Source organism: Providencia vermicola, assembly GCF_010748935.1.
Lineage (GTDB): Bacteria > Pseudomonadota > Gammaproteobacteria > Enterobacterales > Enterobacteriaceae > Providencia > Providencia zhejiangensis.
Genome location: NZ_CP048796.1, coordinates 4,255,781 through 4,280,811, shown reverse-complemented (window position 1 = coordinate 4,280,811; position 25,031 = coordinate 4,255,781). Strand labels below are relative to the sequence as shown.

The window sequence follows — 25,031 nt, the reverse complement described above, 5'->3', positions numbered from 1 at the left end:
GGTGGACTCCCCTAAACAAGATCAATGAAACAAAAGAAGTACAGATTAAGCAAAGAATTTTTACTGGCGCTTTATACAAGTCCCAGCGAAGCTCATGTGATTCATTTTTACTCAACGTATTTTCCCGATCCTCAGATCGGAAATGTGACCGGAGATCATACCGTAAAATTGGCAAGAGATCTTCATTCTTTTACACAGTTTTTATGCTTTTTATCCACAGGTAAATGTGGTAAGACAATGCGGTTATAGGAGTAACGCGCACTTTGATCTCGATCCGCGATATTTTTTCCACAAAGCTGGGGATAACTTTAGACGATTTATGGAAAATATTCTCTAAGGATCAAAAAATATTTTTAGATCGCTCGATGATCCTTGCGCTTTGAGGTGGAGTCCGTATAATCTCCCACCCTGTATAGCGCATTGAAGTTGTTTTCATAATGAACTAATTTAAAGTAAATTATGGGCTTTAAGCTTCATTCGCTGTTGCAGCATATGTCAGCAAACCTGTCAGCCAGGCTATAAATAAAAGTGGTTTGATTGCGTCATTTCATTGACGTGACCCCCTATGTTTTATTACAATCCTGCCTCTTTCTATATTGTTGCGATAGAGGCACAGGTGTAAATCAGTTTCCACTGGTTGCCAACGCGTTTACTGAATCAGTAATAAATTTTAAAGTTAGGTAGAAATCGTTATGAAACGCACTTTTCAACCGTCCGTACTGAAACGCAACCGTTCACACGGTTTCCGTGCTCGTATGGCCACTAAAAATGGTCGTCAGGTTCTGGCTCGCCGTCGTGCTAAAGGCCGCGCTCGTCTGACCGTTTCATCTAAGTAATAAAGCTAGCCCTCTATTCCAGTGGTTAAGCTCGCTTTTACCCGGGAGTTACGTTTGCTAACTCCCAGGCATTTCGATAATGTCTTTAAGCAGCCGCAGAGGGCGAGTTCCCCAGAGATAACAATCCTTGGTCGCCTAAACGAGCTGGGGCATCCCCGCATCGGTCTTACCATCGCTAAAAAAAATGTTAAACGAGCTCATGAGCGAAATCGAATTAAACGATTAGCGCGTGAATATTTTCGTTTGCATCAACACGAGTTACCGCCAATGGATTTTGTGGTATTGGTAAGAAAAGGGGTTTCTAATCTCGATAATCAACAAATCACGGAAGCATTGGGTAAATTATGGCGTCGACACTGTCGCTTGGCTCAAAACTCCTGATTGGCTTGATTAGGGGATACCAATTGGCAATTAGCCCGCTGTTAGGGCCACGTTGCCGTTTCAATCCAACTTGTTCAAATTATGGAATTGAGGCATTGCGCAGGTTTGGAATGTTAAAAGGTAGTTGGTTAACGGCGAAACGCGTATTAAAATGCCACCCTTTACACGCTGGTGGAGACGATCCTGTTCCGCCTAAAAAAAACGATGATAATAGAGAATTATAACGATGGATTCGCAACGCAATCTTCTACTCATCGCTTTGCTATTTGTTTCGTTCTTAGTATGGCAGGCCTGGGAGAGCGATAAAGCTGCTCAGGATATAAAAACTGTCCAAACGGCACAACGAACAGATATGCCAAGCAGTGATTCCCAAACTGTGACGAGCAGTGGGCAAGGTAAGCTGATCACAGTGAAAACAGATGTGTTAGATTTACGCATCAATACTCGTGGTGGTGATATCGATGAGGCTGACTTGTTAGCCTATCCTGCAACCCTTCATTCAGAAGACCCTTTCCGTCTATTGGAAACGGCGCCTGACTTTCTTTATCAGGCTCAAAGTGGTCTGATTGGCCAACACGGTCCAGACAACCCAGCGAATAATAATGGTCAACGTCCTGTGTATACCACGGCTGAATCAAGCTTCGTATTACAAGATGGCCAAAATGAGCTGCGTGTGCCAATGACATTCACCGATAAAGACGGTGTGGTTTATCAAAAAACCTATGTCTTGAAACGCGGCCAGTATACTGTTGATGTTGAATACAATATTCAAAACCCAACAGCACAACCTTTAAATCTCGCCTTCTTTGGTCAATTGAAACAAACAATTCAATTACCAAAAGAACGTGATACAGGTAGTAGCAACTTCGCCTTACATACTTATCGCGGTGCTGCTTATTCTTCAGATGAAACTAACTATAAAAAATATAGCTTTAGTGATATTGAAGATAAAAACCTGAATATCACAACGAAAGGTGGCTGGATAGCGATGTTGCAACAATATTTTGCAACCGCATGGATCCCTGCTAGCAACGAAAAAAGCACTTTCTATACCATTGACCTTGATAAACAGTCAGCCATCATTGGTTATAAGAGTGAGCCAATGACTATTGCGGCTAATGGTGCTGGAACTTATTCATCTACATTATGGGTTGGTCCTGAAATCCAATCAGAGATGGCTGAAGTTGCTCCTCACTTAGATTTAACTGTTGATTACGGTTGGTTATGGTTTATCTCTCAGCCACTGTTCAAGCTGTTGAAATTCATTCACGGTTTTGTCGGTAACTGGGGTATTGCTATCATCGTTATTACCTTTATCGTCCGTGGTATCATGTACCCGCTGACAAAAGCTCAGTACACATCAATGGCGAAAATGCGTTTACTGCAACCAAAACTGGCTGCGATGCGTGAGCGTATTGGTGATGATAAACAGCGTATGAGCCAAGAAATGATGGCGTTGTATAAGGCAGAAAAAGTAAACCCACTAGGTGGTTGTTTACCGCTACTTATCCAAATGCCAATCTTCCTTGCACTTTATTACATGTTGATGGGCTCTGTTGAGCTACGTCATGCCCCATTCTTTGGTTGGATTCAGGACTTGTCAGCACAAGACCCATACTACATCCTGCCAGTATTAATGGGTGTGACGATGTTCGTTATTCAGAAAATGTCGCCAACGGCGGTGACAGACCCAATGCAGCAGAAGATTATGACCTATATGCCGGTCGTATTCACTATCTTCTTCCTGTGGTTCCCATCAGGTCTGGTACTGTACTATATCGTGAGTAACTTAGTGACCATCATCCAGCAACAGATTATTTATCGTGGTCTGGAAAAACGTGGTCTACATAGTCGCGATAAAAAAGAGAAAAAATAATCTCAATCTTAGGTGAGCCGAAAGGCCACTTAAGGATATAGTATTAAGGCGGCCATTACGGACCGCCTTAATTTTTTATAGCTATGACAGAGAAACATCATGCAAACCAACGATACGATTGTTGCCCAAGCAACGCCTCCAGGTCGTGGTGGAGTCGGTATTTTACGAGTATCAGGCCCGAAAGCGGCTTTTGTTGCTCAAACGGTATTGGGTAAACTGCCAAAACCACGTTATGCGGATTATTTACCTTTCCGAGACGTTAATGACAGCGTACTTGATCAAGGTATTGCTATCTTCTTTCCTAGCCCAAATTCATTTACAGGGGAAGATGTTTTAGAACTGCAAGGGCATGGTGGCCCTGTCATTCTAGATTTATTACTGAAACGGATTCTTACGATTGAAGGCGTTCGTATTGCCAATCCGGGTGAATTTTCTGAACGCGCTTTTTTGAACGATAAGCTAGATTTAGCGCAAGCAGAAGCGATTGCAGACCTTATTGATGCAAGTTCAGAACAAGCTGCTCGTTCGGCAATGAACTCTTTACAAGGCGCGTTTTCTGCTCAAATTCATCAAATGGTTGAAGCACTAACGACTCTGCGTATCTATGTAGAAGCGGCTATCGATTTCCCCGATGAAGAAATTGATTTTCTCTCTGACGGAAAAATTGAAGCGAAGTTGAATGAGGTGATTGCCGATTTAGCCCGAGTTCGCTCTGAAGCACGCCAAGGGAGTTTATTGCGTGAAGGAATGAAAGTGGTTATTGCTGGGCGTCCTAATGCAGGTAAATCGAGTCTGTTAAATGCATTAGCAGGGCGTGAAGCTGCCATCGTTACGGATATTGCGGGTACCACACGAGACGTATTACGTGAACATATTCATATTGACGGCATGCCGCTACATATTATTGATACAGCCGGTTTACGTGAGGCAAGTGATGAAGTAGAGCGCATTGGTATTGAGCGTGCCTGGGCAGAGATCGAACAAGCTGACCGTGTTCTCTTTATGCTTGATAGCACCACGACAGATGCGACAGAACCACAAGCCATCTGGCCTGAGTTTATGGCGCGTTTACCTGAAACTTTACCCGTAACGGTCATCCGTAATAAAGCCGATAAAACGGGTGAGAAAATAGAATTTGTAGGGGATGTGCGTTACCCATTGATTCGTTTATCGGCGCGTGAAGAACTGGGTATAGATTTGCTGCGCGATCATCTCAAAGAAACCATGGGTTTTAATAGTAACACGGAGGGGGGGTTTTTGGCTCGCCGCCGCCATTTACAGGCATTAGATGCTGCTGCTGTGCATTTAGCTCAGGGGCATGAGCAATTGGTCGTTGCCCGTTCAGGAGAGCTATTAGCCGAAGAATTACGTTTAGCGCAACAAGAGCTCAGTGAAATCACGGGGGAATTCACATCAGATGATTTGCTCGGCCGCATTTTCTCAAGTTTCTGTATCGGGAAGTAAAAACTGATTTAACTCAGTGTGGTAGCAGCTTGCTATCTAATCAGCAAGCTGCTGTAAAACGGAATGGCTCTTTATAGGCTTAGAAAAGGTTTATTGGTTAATTAGCTATAGAACGGTATTTGTTTCAAATGATTTAATGCAAGTTCTAACTTATTTGAGTCAAATAACCTAAGTTTACGTTGTGCCCATCTATCCCCTGCTGGCCATTGGCGCATTCCTTCAAGTAAGGACTCAATATTAGGTGAAGATTGCTTTTTGTATAGCAACCAGTCTACAGTGGAGAGAAGTTCTATCCCGAAAGGAGATTCGAATCCATCAATAAGCTTCGTTGTCTTCTCTAGCGCGGATAAATAGTCTTTTGCTTCGGTTTTTAAATACAGCTCAATCGTAGCGCGTTTATCATCATTAAACCAAATTACGTCTAATGGACTACAATCACTAATCCGTTTTTCACTCTTGAGGTAGCTTCCATCTAGCCCGTTTAATAAGTGTCGTAACTTATCGGCGTAGGGACCATAGTTTCTGGCTTCAAACCTTAGGTTTAATGGATTTCTCAGCCCTTCAGCCTCTATTGTACGCTCTAAAAACCAAGCTAACTTTTGTATTTCCAATAGGCTACAATCCATCCCCATAACCCAATAACGACGGATAAGTTCTGCAATTAAGGCGCGGGCCGGCGTCAGTTTTTCAACACCCTTTGGCTTAGCAACATTTTGATATTTTGCTATTGGCTCATAAACAATAATTTTTACGTTTTGAATATCACCTAATATTTCCACAATATGAGGCTTGACATCATCCCAATTGAGACCGCCATTACCAGCCCCTAATGGCGGGATAGCAATAGATTTAACATGATTCTCTTCAATGAAGTTACGTAGGTCCAATAAGCCATCAATAATCCACTGAATTTGAGATTTTGCTCGCCAATGCTGCTTTGTTGGGAAATTAACAATCCAACGAGGGCCCATGAGCTCCCCGGTTTCAGTAACAAACATTTTTCCAGTCTGCACTTCATGTGTTTTACATGCTTTAGCATATGCAGCCATATTGGCGGGAAAACGCTCTTTAAACATTAATGCGATCCCTTTACCCATAACACCAACGGTATTGACGGTATTAACGAGCGCTTCTACGTCAGCTTCTAACAAATTACCTTGGGTAAATTCTATCATTATCAGCCTCCTTAAAAGTACCAGTTTGGAATGCAATGGATATCTAAATGAATCTCAAGTTGGCTGGCTTTTGCTTGAAGTTCTAGCTGGGTTTCTTTTGTGTAACAAACAGCACCTAATAGGGCTTCCATAGGAACATGTTTATAAATTAACGCTTCTGCTTGATACCTTTCAACTTTTTCAGGGTCATCAGGGTCACGGTGAAAATTGCGCTGCTGTAGTAAAGCCCAATCTATCTCCGCGAGATCTGTTAGCTGGTTATAGAACTGAGATGTTACAGGATACGCATGACGATCGGTGAAAACAAAAGGTATCTTTAGAGCGGCTATTTTATACATGCTGGAAACCAAGATGATAATATCATCATTGGGAACTTTTCGCACCCCACCACGGCCTGTATAAATATTATACATCATTGGCGAGAAAGGGGTGAAATAGAAAGGTACATAATCATTAAGTACCCCATTCGGCTGAATAGGTACATGACGTTGATTGCGGCGGTTAATCAGGTCTGTATTGCCAATAGTCACCCAATTAGGTGAATAATGTTCACTATTTCCTGCATATAAGCCATTGGCAAAAAGCCAAGGAATATTCTGACGATGGGTTATTCTCCAGATAAGTGCTTTTTCTGGGTTTAGGTTCATATACGCCATTAACAAAACATTCCTTCATTGATAGCAATTTCAAGGTTTAAATTAAGGGTCTTTAACTCTCTATTAACGATTTTTGAAACTTCCGGTGTGGGAACATAAATCTTGAAAAACTTTGATACCTCAACAACCGTTGGTGAAAGACATTCTGCTATACAAATGCTTTTGCTGTCAGGATCATGGTAATCACGTAGATTCATTATATCCCAGTTAATAAGAGCAAAGCCTTCATTGTAGTCATAAATTTTAATATTGGCTTCAGCCAAAGGGTGCCTTAGGATAATTTTCCAGTTTTCTTTTTGAGCTAACGCTCTTTTAATCGTAATGAGGACAAATTTTTCATCAGGAAAATTTTTTTGCACTCTGCCATCAAAGGGATTACGTGAAAACCAATGAAATGGAACATAGCTATCTAGTTGATGTTTTTTTCTTCCTTCGATGATCTCTTTGTCTGCAATATCATGAAATTTATTAATATCTACTCTTGGTTTTAACCCCTCAATCAATATATTTCTTATATTTTTCAAACTAGTAAGATGATAAATTAGCTTTTTTGTTTTGATATCATTCATCTAATATTCCTTTGATTATTATAAAAATAATATAATTAGAGTGTTAGTTTAATTATTCCATTTTATTATCAAGAGAATATCGCAATGTATGGCAAAGGGCAGTGATAGTGCTAACATCATTAAGAAATACTTATTATTCGGATGGTGCCTGCTTAACGTTAATTTTATCTTAATCCTTCTTTTTATTTTCCTTTTATACTACCGAGCTCATTTTCGTCATAGGTTATATTTATGAGTATCAAGCCTTCTATTACGATAAACATCCACAGTTTTGTCCAACGCCCTGATCTTATTGAACAGTCTGATGAACTGCTAGACAAGTTATGGCCACAATTTATGTGTGAAACGGCCGTCTGTGATGAATATTGGGAAAAACTTTATGAAGAGCCTATGAACCAATTTCAATTTTTAGCGGTAGCGGATATTCAAGGTACTGAAAAAGTGGTCGGGGTGATTAAATCCGTCCTCTTCCAATGGCCTGATCACAACCTCACAAAATTAGTGGATTTAGGCTGGGATGACATTTTCAATTTTGCGATTGAAAACAAAAACGGTGAGGATCGCTATATTTCTGCACTCTCTGTCACTGTTGAGCCTGAATATCGCGGCTATCAAATACCAGCTCTGCTGATCAACGCGTTGAAAAAAGCAGCGGTAGCGTATGGTGCAAAGGCCGTCGTAGTACCTGTTCGCCCAACTTTAAAGCATCGTTATCCATTACAACCCTTCGATGATTATTGCCGATGGACCAACGAGCAGGGAGAACCTTTTGACCCTTGGATACGCACACATTGGCGCTTAGGTGGCAAAATATTAAAACCTATACACCGCTCAATGTCGATTAAAGGCACGGTCGAGCAGTGGGAGTCATGGACAGGCATGCGTTTTATACAGTCAGGACAATACGTCGTACCGAACGCGTTAGTCCCTGTCACTGTTGATATAGAAAAACAATCGATTGAATATATTGAGCCGAATTTGTGGATGTTGCACTCTCTGGAGAAGGCATAACCATTAGTTCGTTATGCGGCTTGGGTGAGTAAAGACAGTTGCTTTCCCTTGGCGGCAAAAACCCACTAAGGTTAGATTGGCTTTATCAGCCACTTCGATGGCAAGGGAGGTGGCTGCTGAAACGGCAAACAAGATTTCTGCTCCACAACTTGCTGCTTTTTGTACCATTTCATAACTGGCACGGCTAGAGACCAAGACAGCGCCTTGTTGCCAATGATGGCGATGTTTCATGCCTAATAGCTTATCAAGCGCAACATGGCGGCCGACATCCTCACATCCCCCCACAAGCAGGCCTTCTGGGGAAATCCATGCAGCGGCATGGGTACAGCCCGTTAATGCACCGATTTCTTGCACTTTCTTCAGTTCAGTTAATGCGTGATCAAGGTGAGATAGTGAGAACGTTTGAGTGAAAGGCAGTGGAGGAATCGGTTTGAATATCTCATCAAGTTGTTCAGTACCACAAATACCACAGCCAGTTCGCCCAGCTAGGTTACGTCTACGCTCTTTTAACCCCATAAAACGGCGGTTAGATAACTCAACATGCACTTCAAGGCCACGATGACAGCCTTGAATGATATCAATTCCTCGGATTTCTTGTTTTGATTGTATGATCCCTTCCGATAATGAGAACCCGATAGCAAAATCTTCTAAATCTTTTGGTGTCGCCATCATCACGACATGTGATATGCCGTTATAAACTAAAGCAACAGGTAATTCTTCGGCTACCCAATCAGTTACAGACTGATCAAGGTTGCCTTTTTGTTGCACACTTGTATGGTTTGCGCCAATCATTTTCAAAGATTTTGACAGTTTCGTGTTATTTGTTTCATACATTAGATGAATTCCTAGCACTAATGATACATAATATTAATTATGGGTAAAAAGAATTTACACCATTTCTCAGGCAATGAACCTGAATACGATACGGAAGACGTTGAATAAGAACAGTTTACCTGAATATCGCGATTTAAAACATTTCTTAGGTAAACAAGAGCAATGTAAATGAGGAGATCCCCATGCAAGTCAGCAGAAGGCAGTTCTTTAAGATCTGCGCTGGCGGTATGGCGGGTACGACGGCAGCAGCGTTGGGTTTTGCACCCTCAACTGCGTTAGCGTCGACACGTCAGTATAAATTACTGCGTGCGAAAGAAACCCGAAATACCTGCACGTACTGTTCTGTCGGTTGTGGGCTATTGATGTATAGCTTAGGCGATGGAGCGAAAAATGCCAAAGAAAGCATTTTTCATATTGAAGGTGACCCGGATCATCCGGTTAACCGCGGCGCACTCTGCCCGAAAGGTGCAGGACTTATCGACTTTATCCACAGTGAAAGTCGACTCAAATATCCTGAAGTACGCGAACCTGGAACCAATGAGTGGAAACGCATCACTTGGAACGACGCTTTTGATCGTATTGCCAAGTTGATGAAAGAAGACCGTGATGCCAATTTCATCAAGCAGAATAAAGATGGTGTAACGGTTAACCGTTGGCTGACAACAGGTATGCTCTGTGCTTCAGCCGCTAGTAACGAAACAGGTTTTGTCACCCAAAAATTTAGTCGCGCCCTCGGCATGCTTGCCGTGGATAACCAAGCGCGTGTCTGACACGGACCAACGGTAGCAAGTCTTGCTCCAACATTTGGTCGCGGTGCGATGACCAACCACTGGGTTGATATTAAAAACGCAAACCTTGTTGTTGTTATGGGCGGTAATGCGGCAGAAGCTCACCCAGTCGGTTTTCGCTGGGCGATGGAAGCCAAAATCCATAATAAAGCTAAACTCATTGTTATTGATCCACGCTTTACCCGTACAGCGGCTGTGGCGGATTTCTATACGCCTATCCGTTCTGGTACTGACATTGCATTTTTGTCAGGTGTGATTAAATACCTACTGGATAACAAAAAAATTCAGCAGGAATACGTTGAAGCTTATACCAACGCTAGCCTTATCATTCGTGAAGACTACGGTTTTGATGATGGTTTATTCACAGGCTATGATGCAGAAAAACGTCAGTATGATAAAACGACGTGGAACTACGAGATGGATGAGAATGGTTTCGCACGACGCGATCCTACGTTAACTCACCCTCGTTGTGTCTTGAATCTGCTGAAAGATCACGTTAGCCGTTATACACCTGAAGTGGTGAATAACATCTGCGGTACGCCGATTGAAGACTTCTTGAAAGTCTGTGAGTACATTGCAGAGACGAGTGCAAAAGATAAAACGGCCTCTTTCCTGTATGCACTTGGCTGGACGCAACATACCATCGGTGCACAAAACATTCGTACCATGGCGATGATCCAGTTACTGTTGGGTAATATGGGTATGCTAGGCGGTGGGGTTAACGCACTGCGTGGTCACTCGAATATCCAAGGTCTGACTGACTTAGGCTTGTTATCTCAAAGCTTACCGGGTTATCTGACTTTACCGTCAGAAAAACAAACCACGCTAGAGAGCTATTTAGAAGCGAATACCCCTAAAATGACCCAACCTGGTCAGGTGAACTATTGGGGCAATTACCCGAAATTCTTTGTCAGTATGATGAAGACTTTCTACGGTGATAAAGCGCAAAAAGAGAATAGCTGGGGCTTTGATTGGTTACCTAAATGGGACCAAGGCTATGATGTGTTACGTTATTTCGAAATGATGGATAAAGGTGAAGTCAATGGTTATATTTGCCAAGGCTTTAACCCATTAGCCTCATTCCCGAACAAAAACAAAATCATCAAATCGCTATCTAAGTTGAAATTCTTAGTCACGATTGACCCATTAAATACAGAAACGTCAAACTTCTGGCAAAATCATGGCGAAATGAATGATGTCGACCCATCGACTATTCAAACAACGGTTTTCCGTCTGCCATCTTGCTGTTTTGCTGAAGAGAATGGTTCGATTGTAAACTCTGCTCGTTGGTTGCAATGGCACTGGAAAGGTGCAGATGCCCCAGGTGAAGCCATCAGTGATGGTGAAATTCTGTCAGGTATTTATCACCGTATACGCCAGCTCTATGAAACCGAAGGTGGTGAGTCACCAGAGCCAGTATTAAACATGACTTGGAACTACTTTGACCGTGATAATCCAACTCCGGAAGAAGTGGCACAAGAAAGTAATGGTTATGCGCTGGTCGATCTAAAAGATGCTGATGGCAACATCATTGTGAAGAAAGGTGAACTGTTAAGTTCGTTCGCCCAATTACGTGATGATGGGACTACATCGAGTGGTTGCTGGATCTTTACGGGTAGCTGGACACCGAAAGGTAACCAGATGGCGCGTCGTGATAACTCTGACCCAACAGGTCTGGGTAATACTCTTGGCTGGGCATGGGCATGGCCGTTAAACCGCCGTGTTATTTATAACCGTGCATCTGCTGACCCAATGGGCAAACCATGGGATCCACGCCGTCAAATTCTAGAATGGGATGGCAGCAAGTGGATAGGTATGGACGTACCGGACTACAGTAATGCGCCTCCGGGCAGTGGTGTACACCCATTCATTATGCAACCAGAAGGTATGGGACGTTTGTTTGCACTGGATAAAATGGCGGAAGGTCCATTCCCAGAGCATTATGAACCGATTGAAACACCGCTCGATACCAACCCATTACACCCTAATGTGGTGTCTAACCCTGCTGCTCGTGTATTTAAAGACGACTGGGCGCAAATGGGTAAAGCGACAGAATTCCCTTATGTTGGAACAACCTATCGCTTAACTGAGCATTTCCACTATTGGACAAAACATGCGTTGTTGAATGCCATTATTCAGCCACAGCAATTCATTGAAATTGGTGATCGCTTGGCGAAAGAAAAAGGGATTAAACAAGGCGATATGGTGAAAGTCAGCTCTAAACGCGGCTATATTAAAGCGAAAGCGGTTGTCACAAAACGTATTCATACGTTGAAAGTCAACGGCAAAGATGTGGATACCATAGGTATTCCTATCCACTGGGGCTTTGAAGGTTTAGCGGTGAAAGGCTTCATTGCAAATACACTGACGCCATATGTGGGTGATGCCAATACGCAAACGCCGGAATTTAAATCATTCCTTGTCAATGTGGAAAAGGTGTAAGGAGATAAATTATGTCAATGCAATCACAAGACATTATTCGTCGCTCTGCCACCAATTCCCTGACGCCCCCAGCGCAAGTGAGGGACTTTAAGGAAGAAGTGGCGAAGCTGATTGACGTGACTACCTGTATTGGCTGTAAAGCTTGTCAGGTAGCCTGTTCAGAGTGGAACGATATCCGTGACAAAATCGGTACAAACGTTGGGGTATATGATAACCCAACCGATTTAACCGCTAAGTCATGGACCGTGATGCGTTTTTCTGAAGTGGAAGAGAATGGCAAGTTTGAATGGCTGATTCGTAAAGATGGCTGTATGCACTGCTATGATCCAGGCTGTTTAAAGGCTTGTCCATCAGAAGGCGCGATTGTTCAGTATAAAAACGGTATTGTCGATTTCCAATCAGAACATTGTATTGGTTGTGGCTACTGTATTGCAGGCTGTCCGTTCAATATTCCACGTATTAATCAGGAAGATAACCGTGCATATAAATGTACGCTATGTGTCGACCGTGTGGAAGTTGGGCAAGAACCTGCCTGCGTGAAAACCTGTCCAACCGGTGCTATCCATTTTGGTAGCAAAGAGGACATGACCGCATTGGCGTCAGACCGTGTTGCTGAACTGAAAACACGTGGTTACAACAACGCGGGTCTGTATGATCCGGAAGGTGTTGGTGGTACCCACGTAATGTATGTATTACATCATGCAGATAAGCCTCAGCTATATCATGGTCTGCCGGACAATCCGACAATTAGCCCAACAGTCACTTTCTGGAAAGGTATCTGGAAGCCGTTAGCAGCGGTTGGTTTTGCTGCAACGTTTGCGGCGGCCATCTTCCACTATGTGGGTATTGGTCCGAACCGCGTCTCCAAGAAAGAAGAGGAAGAGGCACTGAAGGACATTCAGGACTCAACATCTTCTGAGACTTCAAAATCAGTTGAAGGGGAGGATCACAAATGATGCCGCAGGATAATGAAAAGATTATTCGCCATAAACCGATTGAGAGGATCAATCACTGGGCGGTTGTGATTTGCTTTTTGTTCACGGCTATCAGTGGATTGGGATTTTTCTTCCCATCCCTGAACTGGTTTATGAACATTCTAGGCACGCCACAGCTGGCTAGGATCCTGCATCCTTTTGTCGGTACAGCGATGTTCTTATTGTTCGTCTTTATGTTCTTCCGCTATTTTCACCATAACTTTATCAATAAAGAAGATATTAAGTGGGCGAAAAATATCGGTAAGGTATTGAAGAATGAAGAGGCTGGGGACGTTGGTCAATATAACCTTGGTCAAAAAGGGGTATATTGGGTGGTGACTATCTGTTTACTGCTGCTAGCGGTAAGCGGTGTGATCATGTGGCGTCCTTACTTCGCAGACTTTTTCTCAATCCCAATTTATCGTGCAGCCATTATCGTGCACTCCATTTCAGCGATTGCCTTGATCATTATGATTGTGGTGCATGCTTATGCTGCTATCTGGGTCAAAGGCTCAGTACGTGCAATGGTTGAAGGTTGGGTAACACGTGGTTGGGCGAAGAAGCATCACACACGTTGGTATCGTGAAATTGTCGAAAAAGAGAAACAGCAGCAACAAGAGAAAAACTAAGCTTCTATTGTTGTTCTGATCAAAAACCCACAAACGTTTATTGTTTGTGGGTTTTTTTTGATAAAAACAATATTCAATGTATTGAATAAATTGGCTTCACAAGCAGTCAATATATTCATATTAGACGTATAATATAACTAAAGCTATTCAGTAATATAAATAATGTAATAATTTATTTCATTATTATCGTAATATAAATAAATTTATAATTTAAGAAAAATAAAAACAATAAGCGTACAAAACGAAAAATATTATTAATACCCTTCATATTATGATGATCTGGATTAATCATAATAAGGGTTATATCAAATAAATAATAATTAAAGCGCATTCAATAATAGTACTCTGATTGTTGATTTTATTTTGATAATAAAGTTGTGTTTTTATTTCCATCATTGATTTATAACACTTTTATCTCTTTTGTTTATCCTTTATGGTTAGCTTAATTAAGATGCTCAAATTAATAATATCAAATAAGATAATCATAATAGGAGTGATTAATGACGTATTATAATAATCAATACTGTACATTTTAGTATTTATAAATAGCAATTCATTCAGTTATTGAAAAATTAAGAGATTAATAACTGTTTATTATTAACAAGATAGAATAATAAAACCATTGGCCGATATTATTTTGATTGCCTAGACATTAGATGAAATATTTATTATAACGGTGTAAATCATTATTTCTTAATAAGAATTCATCTAAATATAATCATTGTTTTTTGAAATGACATTCACCACAGCTAAATAAATCATTTAATTCCATTTACGACAGCTAAATAATGAGGTAATTCATGGATCTTCCTTTACAAGGTATCAAAGTACTCGATTTTACAGGTGTACAGTCTGGGCCATCTTGTACTCAAATGTTAGCGTGGTTCGGTGCTGATGTAATTAAAATTGAACGCCCTGGTGTGGGGGATGTGACGCGTAATCAGTTGAGAGATATTCCTGATGTCGATGCGCTGTATTTCACCATGCTAAACAGTAATAAACGTTCAGTTGAATTAAATACCAAAACACCAGAAGGTAAAGAAGTGATGGAACGCCTGATTAAGCAGGCCGATGTTTTGGTTGAGAATTTCCATCCAGGTGCTATCGACCATATGGGTTTTACTTGGGAACATATTCAAGAACTTAACCCTCGTTTAATTTTTGGTTCAATCAAAGGTTTTAATGAAAATTCACCTTATGCAGATGTAAAAGCCTATGAAAACGTTGCACAAGCTGCGGGTGGTGCGGCTTCAACGACAGGTTTTTGGGATGGCCCACCGTTAGTGAGTGCGGCGGCATTAGGTGACAGTAATACGGGCATGCACTTATTAATCGGCTTACTCGCCGCATTGTTGCACCGTGAAAAAACAGGCAAAGGGCAACGAGTGACGATGTCAATGCAAGATGCAGTATTGAACCTGTGTCGTGTTAAGTTGCGTGACCAACAGCGTTTAGAAAAAGTGGGTTACCTCGAAGAGTATCCTCAATATCCGAACGGTAAGTTTGGTGATGCGGTACCTCGTGGAGGTAATGCGGGGGGCGGTGGCCAACCCGGTTGGATTTTAAAATGTAAAGGTTGGGAAACTGACCCAAATGCGTATATTTACTTCACAATTCAAGAGCAGGATTGGGAGCAAACCTGTATTGCTATTGGTAAACCTGAGTGGGCAAAAGACCCCGCTTACAGCACACCGCAAGCTCGTCAGCCGCATATTTTTGATATCTTTGCTGAGATTGAGAAATTCTTAGCGGATAAAGACAAGCATGAAGCGGTTGAATATCTTAGTCAATACGGTGTGCCATGTGCACCAGTACTTAGCATGCGTGAGATAGCACGTGATCAATCACTGCGTGATAGCGGCAGTATTGTTGAAGTTGAGCAACCAAAACGCGGTACTTACTTAACCGTTGGTTGCCCTATGAAGTTCTCCTCTTTCACCCCTGAAATTAAAAGTGCACCACTGTTAGGCGAGCATACCGAGGAAGTGTTAACTGAATTGGGTTATAGCGCGGAACAAATTGCGTCAATGCGGACTAACAAAGCGATTTAATCTTAAATTAGGGAACGTTGCTGAAAGTTCCCTACGCACTTTTCTGTATTTTATGAGGTGGACATGTCGACTGAACAAACCCAAAACTTAACCGATGGTATGCATATTATCGTCGATGCTCTGAAAAAAAATGGCATTGATACCATTTATGGTGTTGTTGGTATTCCTGTGACAGATATGGCTCGTCACGCTCAAGCCGAAGGTATTCGTTACATCGGTTTTCGTCACGAACAATCTGCGGGTAATGCTGCGGCAATCAGCGGTTTTTTAACGCAAAAACCAGGTATTTGTTTAACCGTATCTGCACCAGGATTCCTAAATGGTATGGTGGCTCTCGCCAATGCGACGACGAATGGTTTTCCCATGATTCAAATCAGTGGTTCCAGTGATAGAGCGATTATCGACCTACAACAGGGCGACTATGAAGAACTGGACCAAATGAATACAGCGAAACCCTTTGTTAAAGCTGCTTACCGTGTCAATAAGCCTGAAGACTTGGGGATCGCGCTAGCACGTGCAATCCGTGCTGCTGTTTCAGGTCGTCCGGGAGGCGTTTATCTGGATTTAACCACAGAAGTACTGGCTGCTGTGATGGATAAAGATGAAGCAGATAAAACCATTTTTACTGTTGAAGATCCTGCTCCTCGCCAACTGCCAGCCCCTGAGTCTGTTGATAAAGCCCTTAAATTGCTGGCGTCAGCTAAACGACCGTTAATTATTTTGGGTAAAGGTGCAGCTTACGCACAAGCAGACGAAAATATTCGTAAATTCATTGAAACAACAGGTATTCCTTATTTACCGATGTCAATGGCGAAAGGGTTATTACCGGATGATCACCCTCAATCAGCGGCAGCAGCACGCTCGCATGCCTTATCTAACGCAGATGTTATCGTATTGATGGGAGCTCGCTTGAACTGGTTGTTAGACCATGGAAAAGGTAAACATTGGTCTCCGGATACACAGTTCATTCAGCTGGATATTGAACCGTCTGAAATTGATAGTAATCGCCGTATTACGGCACCTGTGGTGGGTGATATCTATTCGAGTATTGAGTTATTACTGGCTGGGTTGGCCTCAACGCCTGTGAAATCCCCAAGTGATTGGATGGCGGGTATTGATGATATCAAAAAAGCCAATAGTGAGAAAATGGCGGTTAAGTTAAACACTGATACTTCACCGATGAATTATTTCAACGCGTTACGCGCCATTCGCGATGTATTAGTTGATCATAAAGATGTCTATGTGGTGAATGAAGGCGCTAATACGCTCGATAACGCACGTAACATCATCGATATGTACAAACCTCGTCAGCGTTTAGACTGTGGTACTTGGGGAGTTATGGGCATTGGTATGGGGTATGCGGTAGGCGCCGCCGTGACGAGCGGAAAACCTGTTGTTGCCATTGAAGGCGATAGTGCTTTCGGTTTCAGTGGCATGGAAATTGAAACTATCTGCCGCTACAAACTCCCTGTCACCATTTTGATTTTTAACAATGGGGGCATTTACCGTGGAGACGGCGTGAACTTGCATGGTGATGCAGATCCTTGCCCTACTGTATTAATGGCAGGTGCTCGTTATGACAAGATGATCGAGGCTTTCGGTGGCATCGGTTATAACGCAACAACACCGGATGAGATTCAACAAGCGTTAAAAGCAGGTCTTGAGTCCGGTAAGCCAACATTAATTAATGTAGTTATTGACCCAGCGGTGGGAACTGAAAGTGGCCATATTGGAAACTTAAACCCGAAATCTGTGGTGAAAAACTAGTTATTACTTAATTAAATAAAAGTAAGCATTACATCTGTGCCATTTATATATTAAATGGCACAGGGCTGCTTTTTGCCAAAAAAAGGTGAGTCTAATGGCCGATTTTATGTTTAAGATATTTATGAGTGATCTATTGCCCATAATTATCATTATGATTTTGGGATACGCGAGCGGTAAACGTAACGTATTTACCAACGATCAAGCCAAAGCATTTAATAAACTGGTATTAAACTATGCGTTACCAGCCGCGTTATTTGTCTCGATTGTACGTGCAAACCGCGAAATGATTTTTGCTGATACTAAGCTAACCATTATTTCTTTTGTCGTCCTGTTGGTCTGTTTTTTCTTCTCTTTCTTTAGCTGTAAATACATTTTTAAACATAGTCGTGGTGAAGCCGCGGTGTGCGCACTGATCGCCGGTTCTCCTACTATCGGTTTCTTGGGTTTCGCCGTACTGGACCCTATTTATGGCCAAACTGTCTCTACAGGTTTAGTGGTCGCCATTATCTCGATTATTGTTAATGCTATTACTATCCCAATTGGGTTGTTCTTACTGAATCCTTCTAATGCAGATGGCAAAAAAGGTGGCGGTGGAATGGATGCCTTGATTTCGGCGTTCAAGGAGCCGGTTGTTTGGTCACCAGTCTTAGCAACCGTTTTGGTATTAATTGGCATTAAAATCCCAGATATGTGGGATCCCACTTTTGATTTGATTGCCAAAGCTAACTCGGGAGTGGCGGTCTTTGCTGCGGGCCTGACTCTGGCTGCGAATAAGTTCGAGTTTGACGGTGAGATTATCTACAACACCTTACTTAAATTAGTCTTAATGCCAGGCCTATTATTACTGGTGGGTATGACCTTTAATATGAGTTCAGAGCAGTTACAAATGATGGTATTAGCGGGAGCATTACCTCCGGCATTCTCAGGTATTATTATTGCGAGTCGCTTTAACTTGTACACTCGTACAGGAACCGCCTCTCTGGCCGTGAGTGTGCTTGGTTTTATCATCGCCGCACCGTTGTGGATTTACATCGCACGTTTAGTTGCATAAATAAATGGAGGTGAGGTCGCCGCTGGCGGTCTCACCTCTGTTATGACATAAAGGAGTGATTATGGCTTTTCCACTTCCACTTGAAGGGATTCGTGTTCTCGATTTTACTGGCGTACAGTCTGGCCCATCATGTACTCAAATGTTGGCATGGTTTGGGGCGGACGTTATTAAAATTGAGCGACCGGGTATTGGAGATGTTACCCGTCATCAGCTCAGGGATATTCCTGATATTGATGCACTCTATTTCACTATGCTCAATAGTAATAAACGCTCACTAGAATTAAACACGAAGACGCCAGAAGGCAAAGAAGTGATGGAGAAGCTGATCCGCCAAGCCGATATTTTGGTTGAAAATTTCCATCCCGGCGCTATTGACCATATGGGGTTTACCTGGGAAGTCATTCAGCAGCTCAATCCACGTTTGATTTTTGGTTCAATCAAAGGTTTTAATGAAAATTCGCCATATGCGGATGTGAAAGCCTATGAAAATGTTGCGCAAGCGGCGGGGGGATCTGCATCCACGACAGGTTTTCCTGATGGGCCTCCAGTCGTTAGTTCCGCAGCGTTAGGTGATAGTAACACAGGGATGCATCTCTTAATTGGTTTATTAGCGGCATTACTACAACGTGAAAAAACGGGGAAAGGGCAGCGCGTAACCATGTCGATGCAAGATGCGGTACTCAATTTATGCCGTGTCAAAGTGCGTGATCAACAGCGCTTGGAAAAGCTTGGCTTTTTAGAAGAGTATCCACAATACCCGAATGGGTCATTTGGTGATGCAGTTCCACGAGGCGGCAACGCAAGTGGTGGTGGTCAGCCCGGTACGATGCTGAAATGCAAAGGCAGTGATACTGATCCAAATGCTTATATCTATTTTATTAATCAGGATCATAACTGGGAAAATACGTGCGATGCAATTGGTAAGCCGGAATGGAAAACGGATCCTGCTTTTGCGACGACAGAAGCGAGAATGAGCCATATTCAAGACGTTTGGGATGCGATTGAAGAGGTCGCTAAAGACAAAGATAAACATGAGCTGACGGATTATTTTGATCAGTTTGGTGTGCCTTGCTCTGCGGTATTGAGCATGAAAGAGATTATGTATGACCCCGCTTTGCGCGCTAGTGGTTCTATTGTTGAAGTCAAACAGCCATTAAGAGGTCACTATTTAACGGTTGGTTGCCCAATGAAGTTTTCAGCTTTTACGCCAGAGATTAAAAGCGCCCCACTTTTAGGTGAGCATAATAATGAAATCTTAAAAGAGTTAGGTTATAGCGACCAACAAATAGCGTTAATGAAAACTAAAAACGTTATTTAACGTATTCAGCCCAATTAATTATAAATAGGTTAATTGGGCGGTAATGAAATAATGGCATTCAAAATGCTCAAAATAAGAAAATCCATTATTAACTGAAAAAGGTTAATAGCTCAAATTAAAGGTTTTTTACCTCACCCATTAGGGTGAGGCGGTTTTATTCGCCAATTATTTAAATACTCATTATTTGTTATCGCGGCTTATAGCGAGACGACACTATTTTATTTTTGACAATAACTTTTGTTATTAAATAAGGATTAATAATATGAATAATTTAACCGTCAAGAAAAGCAGTAAAGTGGCTGCTGTTGATTTTGTTCCTGCTTGGGGCGATCTAGAGGGCAATATTCGCCGCCTAGTGGAAGCCGCAGAAAAGGTTGCTGCACAAGGCGTTGATTATGCGGTATTCCCAGAAACAGCGGTGAGTGGCTATTTATTTTCAGATTCAGCAGAGTTAGCGCCTTATTTAGATACGATTCCGGGTAAAACGACAGAGGCAATCTTGCCTGTATTGGCGCGTACAGGTATGTATATGAGTGTTGGTATTGCGGAACGTGATACGGATACAGGGATCGCCTATAACTCGGCAGTATTAATGGGGCCAGAAGGCATTATTGGTAAGTATCGAAAAATAGGCCTAAATTCACAGGATCAAAAAGTGTTCGCCCCCGGAAATACAGGCGTGAATACCTTTGATACTCCGATTGGTCGTATTGCTTTGTTGATTTGTTATGATGATACCTATTGGCAATATGTGCGTTTAGCAGCCTTAGAAGGTGCGCAAATTTTAGGGTGGCATTCAGTATCAGATCGTATGATGCCTAATGCTACACCAGCTGAAATGCTTGGAGATCACTCAACCGTGGCGCATGTTCAGCATATGAGTGCGTTTAATGGCATGTGGGTGATTTGTGCCACCCGTAGTGGCATTGAAACTAACCCTATCACACATGGTCAGCTTTATTACAATGGAGGGTCGAGTGTATGGGCACCTTCAGGGCATAAAGTGGCGCAATCTCCGGTTCTAAGCCCACTTGAATTAGAGCCAGGCCTTAATGGAATATACAGCGCAACGATTGACCTTGATGAAGCAGATAAACAGCGCAATGCATTATTAGCAAAACGTCGCCCTGAATTATATTTCCCAACATTAGCTTTTCATCGTAGCCCAACAGATGCAAATGCAACGACTACAAAAACGCAAGCAACGTTGATTGCAGCACAATGGGAGAAATCCGTGTCTGATTTATCGTCGGTCAAAGTGGAGGAAAATGCGTTATTAGTACTGCCTGAGTTGTCTGCATTGCCTTATACCAATGATCCGAATGTCCTACTAACCCATGCAGAGAAACAAGGTGGCGCTTTTGAGCAAGCATTAGGTCAGATCGCTTCTGAAGGGAAAGGCTATGTCGTTGGAAGCTATCCTGAAATTGATGTTGATAAATTATATCATACGGTCGTATTAGCTGGCCCTGCGGGAGATATCTTAGCAAGATATCGTGTCACTCATCTCAATGAGCGTGATAAAGGTTGGGCAAGCGCGGGTCACTCTGTCAGCGTGACCACAACACCGATTGGACGTATCGCGCTCGCCGCTGCGCACGAATTAGAAGTGCCCGAGCTAGGTGGGCTATATAGTACTTTACGAGCAGATATTATTGCAGCTCCTGCCGGCCTGCCAAGTGATTTACGTGTTGAGATCGACAGCCATCTTTATTCTGTTGACAATCCGCCAACAGGTCGAGCCGACTTTATTCCGTATGCTATCGCAACGTTAAATCAGCTATGGGTAGTGTGCGGAGGACGAAGTGAAAGAGATTTCACGTCAGCAGCAATCTATGGGCCTGAACCCGTCGTGTTAACACCAACACTGACCGCAGAACGCGGTGCAGCAGATGTTAGATTACAAGCACAGGTACCAGCACCCTATACTTGGATTAACCAAGAGCGTCTTATTAGTGGGCAACAAGCGATTTGGTTTCCCCCTCTTGTATCTTAATTAATCTCAATTTATTCATGTGGTTAGGTAGGCATCCAGCGGATTGCCTACCTATTTGATGACAAAGATAAAAATGAATATAACAGCCGCTCAAACTTTTTATACAAAGCAAACCCTGATCAAAACATTACATTTTTTTGGGGTCGTCGCTTCGTTATTTTTAATTGCGAGTATTTCACTTGAAACCTTCAGACATGATCCTTTCTTAGCGCACTCGATTTATTTTGATATCCAGTTCTGGATTTGCATCTATTTTACTCTCGACTTTTTTATCTTTTTATTTCTTTCGAAAGAGAGAAAAAAATTTATTGCTAAGTATTTTATTATTATTTTTCTCTCTATCCCGTATTTAACCATCTTAGATTATACGTCGATTCAATTTACGGAAGAACAAATTTACCTAATTCGTTTTATTCCTCTTTTTCGAGGTGGTGCCGCTTTTGTCATGCTTATGATGATGGTCGTAAAACGAAATACCACTGCCTTATTTGTTTCTTACATCATCCTACTTTTTTCAACGGTGTATTTTATTAGCCTAATTTTCTTTATTTTTGAGCGAGGCAATAATGCAGACGTTAAAAATTATGGTGATGCGATTTGGTGGGCTGCGATGACAGTAACAACACTTGGTTCCAATATTATTCCCGTCACAACCGCAGGAAAAGTGGTGACTACACTATTAGCGGCGACAGGCATGACGGTATTTCCAATATTTACTGTTTATATTACCTCGGTGATCAGCCGACTAAGCCAATCTAAAAAAGTATTATCAGGAAATCCTGATGCACTGTAATCACACAAAATAACCATACTTGATAGGTTTAATCATAATGACAACATCAACATCGAAAATTCCTTTTATGCAATTGCCAACCATTGCCTTTTTATTGGCAATAACCTCGGGCATGCTTGATGGCTATGCTTTTTTTACGACTAAATCATTTGCCACTTTTCAGTCGGGTAACATCATCATGTTAGGCTATGAATTTGCTAAACACGGCATGATGGCAACCGTTCCCTACATTATTGCGATTTTTTCATTTGGTGCTGGTGCCATGCTACTGGCGCTATTACGTTATAAATACAACACCAATGAGAAAACATGGACATTTACCCTATTATCATTAGAAATCATGTTGTTACTGCTGCTTATCGCTTATATTTACTTTTTTAATGTTGCCGCGAGTGGTTTCCATGCCGTTTGGGCGCTGTCCTTTATTGCGGGTATGCAAGGTAATGCATTCCATAAAATTAATGGCATGCTATACGGTAATATTGCCGTGACACTGAATGTTCAACTCGGGTTTAGTTCATTAGCAGAATCCGTTGCGTTTAAAGGACCAGAAAGAAAAGAGGCGCTTTATAAAAGTTATTGCTACTTTTTAACTTTATTTGGCTTTGCGGGTGGGGCTTTTATGATGGCCATGTTAGCTGACTATGCGAGAGAGTACGCATTATTAATTACCCTAATCCCATTATGTTTGATTTTTACCCTGGGGCGGCATTTCTCAAGAGAAAATAGTGGACAATCTATCGACTCTAACTAAGTAGAATATCCGGAAGGTATTGAGTCTATTGTAGTGATATTGAGTCAACTCACTTTACTTGAAATAAAGAATCACAGGCGAGTTAACTCGCCTGTGATTAAAGCAAATATTATTGTTTGATGACCATTGTACTTTCTCATCTTACTATCCATGTCATAGCATGACGCTTTCGCCGCTAAATAACGTCTCGATAATAAGCGAATGTGCTATTCATTCATTTTCATGGCCTCATTGATCACGGTTTCCGATAGTATCTCATGGGGAAACACCAACATTATCTTAAAGGCAATCACCATGCGCCCACTCTACGTTGGGTCATACTGTTGCACTGCGCTCATTTCCCATCATTGCGATTGAATAACACTTAATCGAAGATCATTTCATCACTTTGGCAGGTCAAAAAATTTCGTTAGCGTAAAGTGATTAACTTCAAAGAAGAGAGCGAATAGTGGCTATTTCTCAGAGTATAAACCGCTAAAGGTACAAGGTTAAGTGATGAAGTCGCTTTATTAGATGGATTTTTACTTAGCTCCTTAAAAGGAAACTTGCTGATACCAAGGCAACAAGGTAGCTACCTAGCGACTTTTGTTTTATCCTGAGCAGTAGATAACAGCAATTTTCGCTGAATAAGCATAAAATACGAACAATAAATCCGAGGATATGGCTAGCATTCCCTCGGATAAGTCGTTTAAAAAATTTAAAAGAGAGCAATGCGATGGGTATTCGTATCGTCCCTAAAGAAGAATTAGGGCAAGAAAGACTGAAAGAAAAAGGTATTGGTTTTATTCCTCCTGTCCTATTTCCGAATTTGAAGAGTCTATATCAGCGTCGTGCTGAAAGATTAAAAGAACTCGGCGCTGGAGAACATCCTTTTGCAGGTTATCTTAATTTTGCCGCTGAAGTGGCCACTGCACAGAATAATGCACAGCATGATAATCCATTAGAAATGGATATGAATGCGGTATTAGAGCGAGCGACAGCGAGTCATAATTCGCCTCTTGATGTGAAAACATTTCCGCGTACAGCACATTGGCACAAGCTTCTGCATTCGATTATTGCGGAATTATTACCTGTAGTGCCTGAGTCTGTGCGTCCTGCACTGGAAAATCTCGATAAAGCCTCGGCCAATGAGCTTGAAGAGATGGCCTCCGCATTGCTGAATGAACAGTTCGAAAAAGTACCGGCGGATAAATCAATGTTTATTTGGGCGGCACTCTCTGTTTATTGGGCTCAAATGGCAGCGCAAATTCCGGGTAAAGCTCGTGCGGAACATGGCGATCATCGTCATTTATGTCCGGTTTGTAATAGCATGCCAGTATCAAGTATTGTCCAAATTGGGACAACACAAGGCTTACGTTATTTACACTGTAATTTATGTGAAACCGATTGGCATATGGTTAGAGTGAAATGCAGTAATTGTGAACAAACAGGTAAGCTGAACTATTGGTCTCTTGATGATGAAAACGCGGCCGTTAAAGCAGAAAGTTGTGGTGATTGTGGCAGCTACCTCAAAATTCTTTATCAAGAAAAAGACGCAAAAGTTGAAGCTGTTGCTGATGATTTAGCGTCTATTATTCTCGATGCACGTATGGAAGAAGAAGGCTTTGCTCGTAGTAGCCTTAATCCATTCTTGTTTCCCGGCGAAAAATAGTCACTAAAAGAGAGT

21 protein-coding genes are annotated in these 25,031 nt (G+C 42.0%); 17 read left to right on the top strand and 4 right to left on the bottom strand.

Annotated features, from left to right (window positions below):
• Positions 1–692 precede the first annotated feature (692 nt).
• The 5 genes from rpmH (at position 693) to mnmE (ending at position 4,557) form a co-directional block, all read left to right on the top strand.
• Positions 693–836: a 50S ribosomal protein L34 gene (gene rpmH, locus G3341_RS19500; protein WP_004906236.1), complete on the top strand. Its 144-nt coding sequence runs from the start codon at positions 693–695 to the stop codon at positions 834–836.
• 21 nt (positions 837–857) lie between these two features.
• Positions 858–1,217 carry a ribonuclease P protein component gene (gene rnpA, locus G3341_RS19495; RefSeq protein WP_163863441.1) on the top strand — a complete coding sequence of 120 codons (360 nt, stop codon included), beginning with the start codon at positions 858–860 and terminating at the stop codon, positions 1,215–1,217.
• The gene (gene yidD / locus G3341_RS19490) at positions 1,181–1,441 is read left to right on the top strand and encodes a membrane protein insertion efficiency factor YidD (protein WP_014657163.1); all 261 of its coding nucleotides are present in this window, start codon (positions 1,181–1,183) and stop codon (positions 1,439–1,441) included. The genes rnpA and yidD overlap by 37 nt, the downstream gene beginning before the upstream one ends.
• Before the next feature lie 2 nt (positions 1,442–1,443).
• Positions 1,444–3,093 carry a membrane protein insertase YidC gene (gene yidC / locus G3341_RS19485; protein WP_154623503.1) on the top strand — a complete coding sequence of 550 codons (1,650 nt, stop codon included), beginning with the start codon at positions 1,444–1,446 and terminating at the stop codon, positions 3,091–3,093.
• A 99-nt stretch (positions 3,094–3,192) separates the two neighbouring features.
• Positions 3,193–4,557, top strand: coding sequence for a tRNA uridine-5-carboxymethylaminomethyl(34) synthesis GTPase MnmE (mnmE, locus tag G3341_RS19480; protein ID WP_163863439.1), 1,365 nt, complete (start codon positions 3,193–3,195; stop codon positions 4,555–4,557).
• A gap of 101 nt (positions 4,558–4,658) precedes the next feature.
• Here mnmE and darG read toward each other — a convergent pair whose 3' ends face one another.
• The 3 genes from darG to G3341_RS19465 are packed head-to-tail and all read right to left on the bottom strand — an operon-like array spanning position 4,659 to position 6,957.
• Entirely contained in the window at positions 4,659–5,732 is a 1,074-nt protein-coding gene (darG, locus tag G3341_RS19475) for a type II toxin-antitoxin system antitoxin DNA ADP-ribosyl glycohydrolase DarG (RefSeq protein WP_154623505.1), read from the bottom strand.
• Positions 5,733–5,743: 11 nt separating this feature from the next.
• Entirely contained in the window at positions 5,744–6,388 is a 645-nt protein-coding gene (gene darT / locus G3341_RS19470; protein ID WP_154623506.1) for a type II toxin-antitoxin system toxin DNA ADP-ribosyl transferase DarT, read from the bottom strand.
• Positions 6,388–6,957, bottom strand: a complete 570-nt coding sequence (locus G3341_RS19465; protein ID WP_163863437.1) for a DarT ssDNA thymidine ADP-ribosyltransferase family protein — start codon at positions 6,955–6,957, stop codon at positions 6,388–6,390. The genes darT and G3341_RS19465 overlap by 1 nt, the downstream gene beginning before the upstream one ends.
• A gap of 231 nt (positions 6,958–7,188) precedes the next feature.
• On the opposite strand from G3341_RS19465, the gene G3341_RS19460 reads away from it, so the two are divergent.
• The gene (locus G3341_RS19460) at positions 7,189–7,968 is read left to right on the top strand and encodes a transferase (protein WP_154624784.1); all 780 of its coding nucleotides are present in this window, start codon (positions 7,189–7,191) and stop codon (positions 7,966–7,968) included.
• 3 nt (positions 7,969–7,971) lie between these two features.
• Here the strand turns inward: G3341_RS19460 and fdhD are convergent, their stop codons facing one another.
• Complete coding sequence (gene fdhD, locus G3341_RS19455; RefSeq protein WP_163863435.1) at positions 7,972–8,802, bottom strand: formate dehydrogenase accessory sulfurtransferase FdhD; 831 nt, start codon at positions 8,800–8,802, stop codon at positions 7,972–7,974.
• Between the two features lie 182 nt (positions 8,803–8,984).
• Here fdhD and fdnG point away from each other — a divergent pair, with 182 nt between their 5' ends.
• The 11 genes from fdnG to fdhE all read left to right on the top strand — a co-directional run bounded on the left by fdnG (position 8,985) and on the right by fdhE (position 25,016).
• Positions 8,985–12,032, top strand: a complete 3,048-nt coding sequence (gene fdnG / locus G3341_RS19450) for a formate dehydrogenase-N subunit alpha (protein WP_154624782.1) — start codon at positions 8,985–8,987, stop codon at positions 12,030–12,032.
• An 11-nt stretch (positions 12,033–12,043) separates the two neighbouring features.
• On the top strand, positions 12,044–12,988 hold the full coding sequence (gene fdxH, locus G3341_RS19445) for a formate dehydrogenase subunit beta (protein ID WP_154624781.1): 945 nt from the start codon (positions 12,044–12,046) through the stop codon (positions 12,986–12,988).
• Entirely contained in the window at positions 12,985–13,635 is a 651-nt protein-coding gene (gene fdoI / locus G3341_RS19440) for a formate dehydrogenase cytochrome b556 subunit (RefSeq protein WP_163863434.1), read from the top strand. The genes fdxH and fdoI overlap by 4 nt, the downstream gene beginning before the upstream one ends.
• 800 nt (positions 13,636–14,435) lie before the next feature.
• Positions 14,436–15,686, top strand: coding sequence for a formyl-CoA transferase (frc, locus tag G3341_RS19435; RefSeq protein ID WP_154622150.1), 1,251 nt, complete (start codon positions 14,436–14,438; stop codon positions 15,684–15,686).
• A gap of 63 nt (positions 15,687–15,749) precedes the next feature.
• On the top strand, positions 15,750–17,453 hold the full coding sequence (gene oxc / locus G3341_RS19430; RefSeq protein WP_154622149.1) for an oxalyl-CoA decarboxylase: 1,704 nt from the start codon (positions 15,750–15,752) through the stop codon (positions 17,451–17,453).
• A gap of 106 nt (positions 17,454–17,559) precedes the next feature.
• On the top strand, positions 17,560–18,504 hold the full coding sequence (gene yfdV, locus G3341_RS19425) for a transporter YfdV (RefSeq protein WP_154622151.1): 945 nt from the start codon (positions 17,560–17,562) through the stop codon (positions 18,502–18,504).
• Positions 18,505–18,565: 61 nt separating this feature from the next.
• A complete protein-coding gene (gene frc / locus G3341_RS19420) occupies positions 18,566–19,822 on the top strand; it encodes a formyl-CoA transferase (RefSeq protein ID WP_163863432.1) in 1,257 nt (418 codons plus the stop codon).
• A 262-nt stretch (positions 19,823–20,084) separates the two neighbouring features.
• Positions 20,085–21,818, top strand: a complete 1,734-nt coding sequence (locus tag G3341_RS19415) for a nitrilase-related carbon-nitrogen hydrolase (protein ID WP_154622147.1) — start codon at positions 20,085–20,087, stop codon at positions 21,816–21,818.
• A gap of 73 nt (positions 21,819–21,891) precedes the next feature.
• Complete coding sequence (locus G3341_RS19410) at positions 21,892–22,611, top strand: potassium channel family protein (RefSeq protein ID WP_154635715.1); 720 nt, start codon at positions 21,892–21,894, stop codon at positions 22,609–22,611.
• 37 nt (positions 22,612–22,648) lie between these two features.
• Positions 22,649–23,365, top strand: coding sequence for a YoaK family protein (locus G3341_RS19405; protein ID WP_154624751.1), 717 nt, complete (start codon positions 22,649–22,651; stop codon positions 23,363–23,365).
• Positions 23,366–24,080: 715 nt separating this feature from the next.
• A complete protein-coding gene (fdhE, locus tag G3341_RS19400) occupies positions 24,081–25,016 on the top strand; it encodes a formate dehydrogenase accessory protein FdhE (RefSeq protein WP_154624752.1) in 936 nt (311 codons plus the stop codon).
• Positions 25,017–25,031 lie beyond the last annotated feature (15 nt).

What these genes read in the sequence shown, in the direction of transcription:
- rpmH (WP_004906236.1), top strand. Translation starts at nt 693, where the DNA reads ATGAAACGCACTTTTCAACCGTCCGTACTGAAACGCAACCGTTCACAC.
- yidD (WP_014657163.1), top strand. Translation starts at nt 1,181, where the DNA reads ATGGCGTCGACACTGTCGCTTGGCTCAAAACTCCTGATTGGCTTGATT.
- yidC (WP_154623503.1), top strand. Translation starts at nt 1,444, where the DNA reads ATGGATTCGCAACGCAATCTTCTACTCATCGCTTTGCTATTTGTTTCG.
- mnmE (WP_163863439.1), top strand. Translation starts at nt 3,193, where the DNA reads ATGCAAACCAACGATACGATTGTTGCCCAAGCAACGCCTCCAGGTCGT.
- darG (WP_154623505.1), bottom strand. Translation starts at nt 5,732, where the DNA reads ATGATAGAATTTACCCAAGGTAATTTGTTAGAAGCTGACGTAGAAGCG.
- darT (WP_154623506.1), bottom strand. Translation starts at nt 6,388, where the DNA reads ATGGCGTATATGAACCTAAACCCAGAAAAAGCACTTATCTGGAGAATA.
- G3341_RS19465 (WP_163863437.1), bottom strand. Translation starts at nt 6,957, where the DNA reads ATGAATGATATCAAAACAAAAAAGCTAATTTATCATCTTACTAGTTTG.
- G3341_RS19460 (WP_154624784.1), top strand. Translation starts at nt 7,189, where the DNA reads ATGAGTATCAAGCCTTCTATTACGATAAACATCCACAGTTTTGTCCAA.
- fdhD (WP_163863435.1), bottom strand. Translation starts at nt 8,802, where the DNA reads ATGTATGAAACAAATAACACGAAACTGTCAAAATCTTTGAAAATGATT.
- fdxH (WP_154624781.1), top strand. Translation starts at nt 12,044, where the DNA reads ATGTCAATGCAATCACAAGACATTATTCGTCGCTCTGCCACCAATTCC.
- fdoI (WP_163863434.1), top strand. Translation starts at nt 12,985, where the DNA reads ATGATGCCGCAGGATAATGAAAAGATTATTCGCCATAAACCGATTGAG.
- frc (WP_154622150.1), top strand. Translation starts at nt 14,436, where the DNA reads ATGGATCTTCCTTTACAAGGTATCAAAGTACTCGATTTTACAGGTGTA.
- oxc (WP_154622149.1), top strand. Translation starts at nt 15,750, where the DNA reads ATGTCGACTGAACAAACCCAAAACTTAACCGATGGTATGCATATTATC.
- yfdV (WP_154622151.1), top strand. Translation starts at nt 17,560, where the DNA reads ATGTTTAAGATATTTATGAGTGATCTATTGCCCATAATTATCATTATG.
- frc (WP_163863432.1), top strand. Translation starts at nt 18,566, where the DNA reads ATGGCTTTTCCACTTCCACTTGAAGGGATTCGTGTTCTCGATTTTACT.
- G3341_RS19415 (WP_154622147.1), top strand. Translation starts at nt 20,085, where the DNA reads ATGAATAATTTAACCGTCAAGAAAAGCAGTAAAGTGGCTGCTGTTGAT.
- G3341_RS19410 (WP_154635715.1), top strand. Translation starts at nt 21,892, where the DNA reads ATGAATATAACAGCCGCTCAAACTTTTTATACAAAGCAAACCCTGATC.
- G3341_RS19405 (WP_154624751.1), top strand. Translation starts at nt 22,649, where the DNA reads ATGACAACATCAACATCGAAAATTCCTTTTATGCAATTGCCAACCATT.
- fdhE (WP_154624752.1), top strand. Translation starts at nt 24,081, where the DNA reads ATGGGTATTCGTATCGTCCCTAAAGAAGAATTAGGGCAAGAAAGACTG.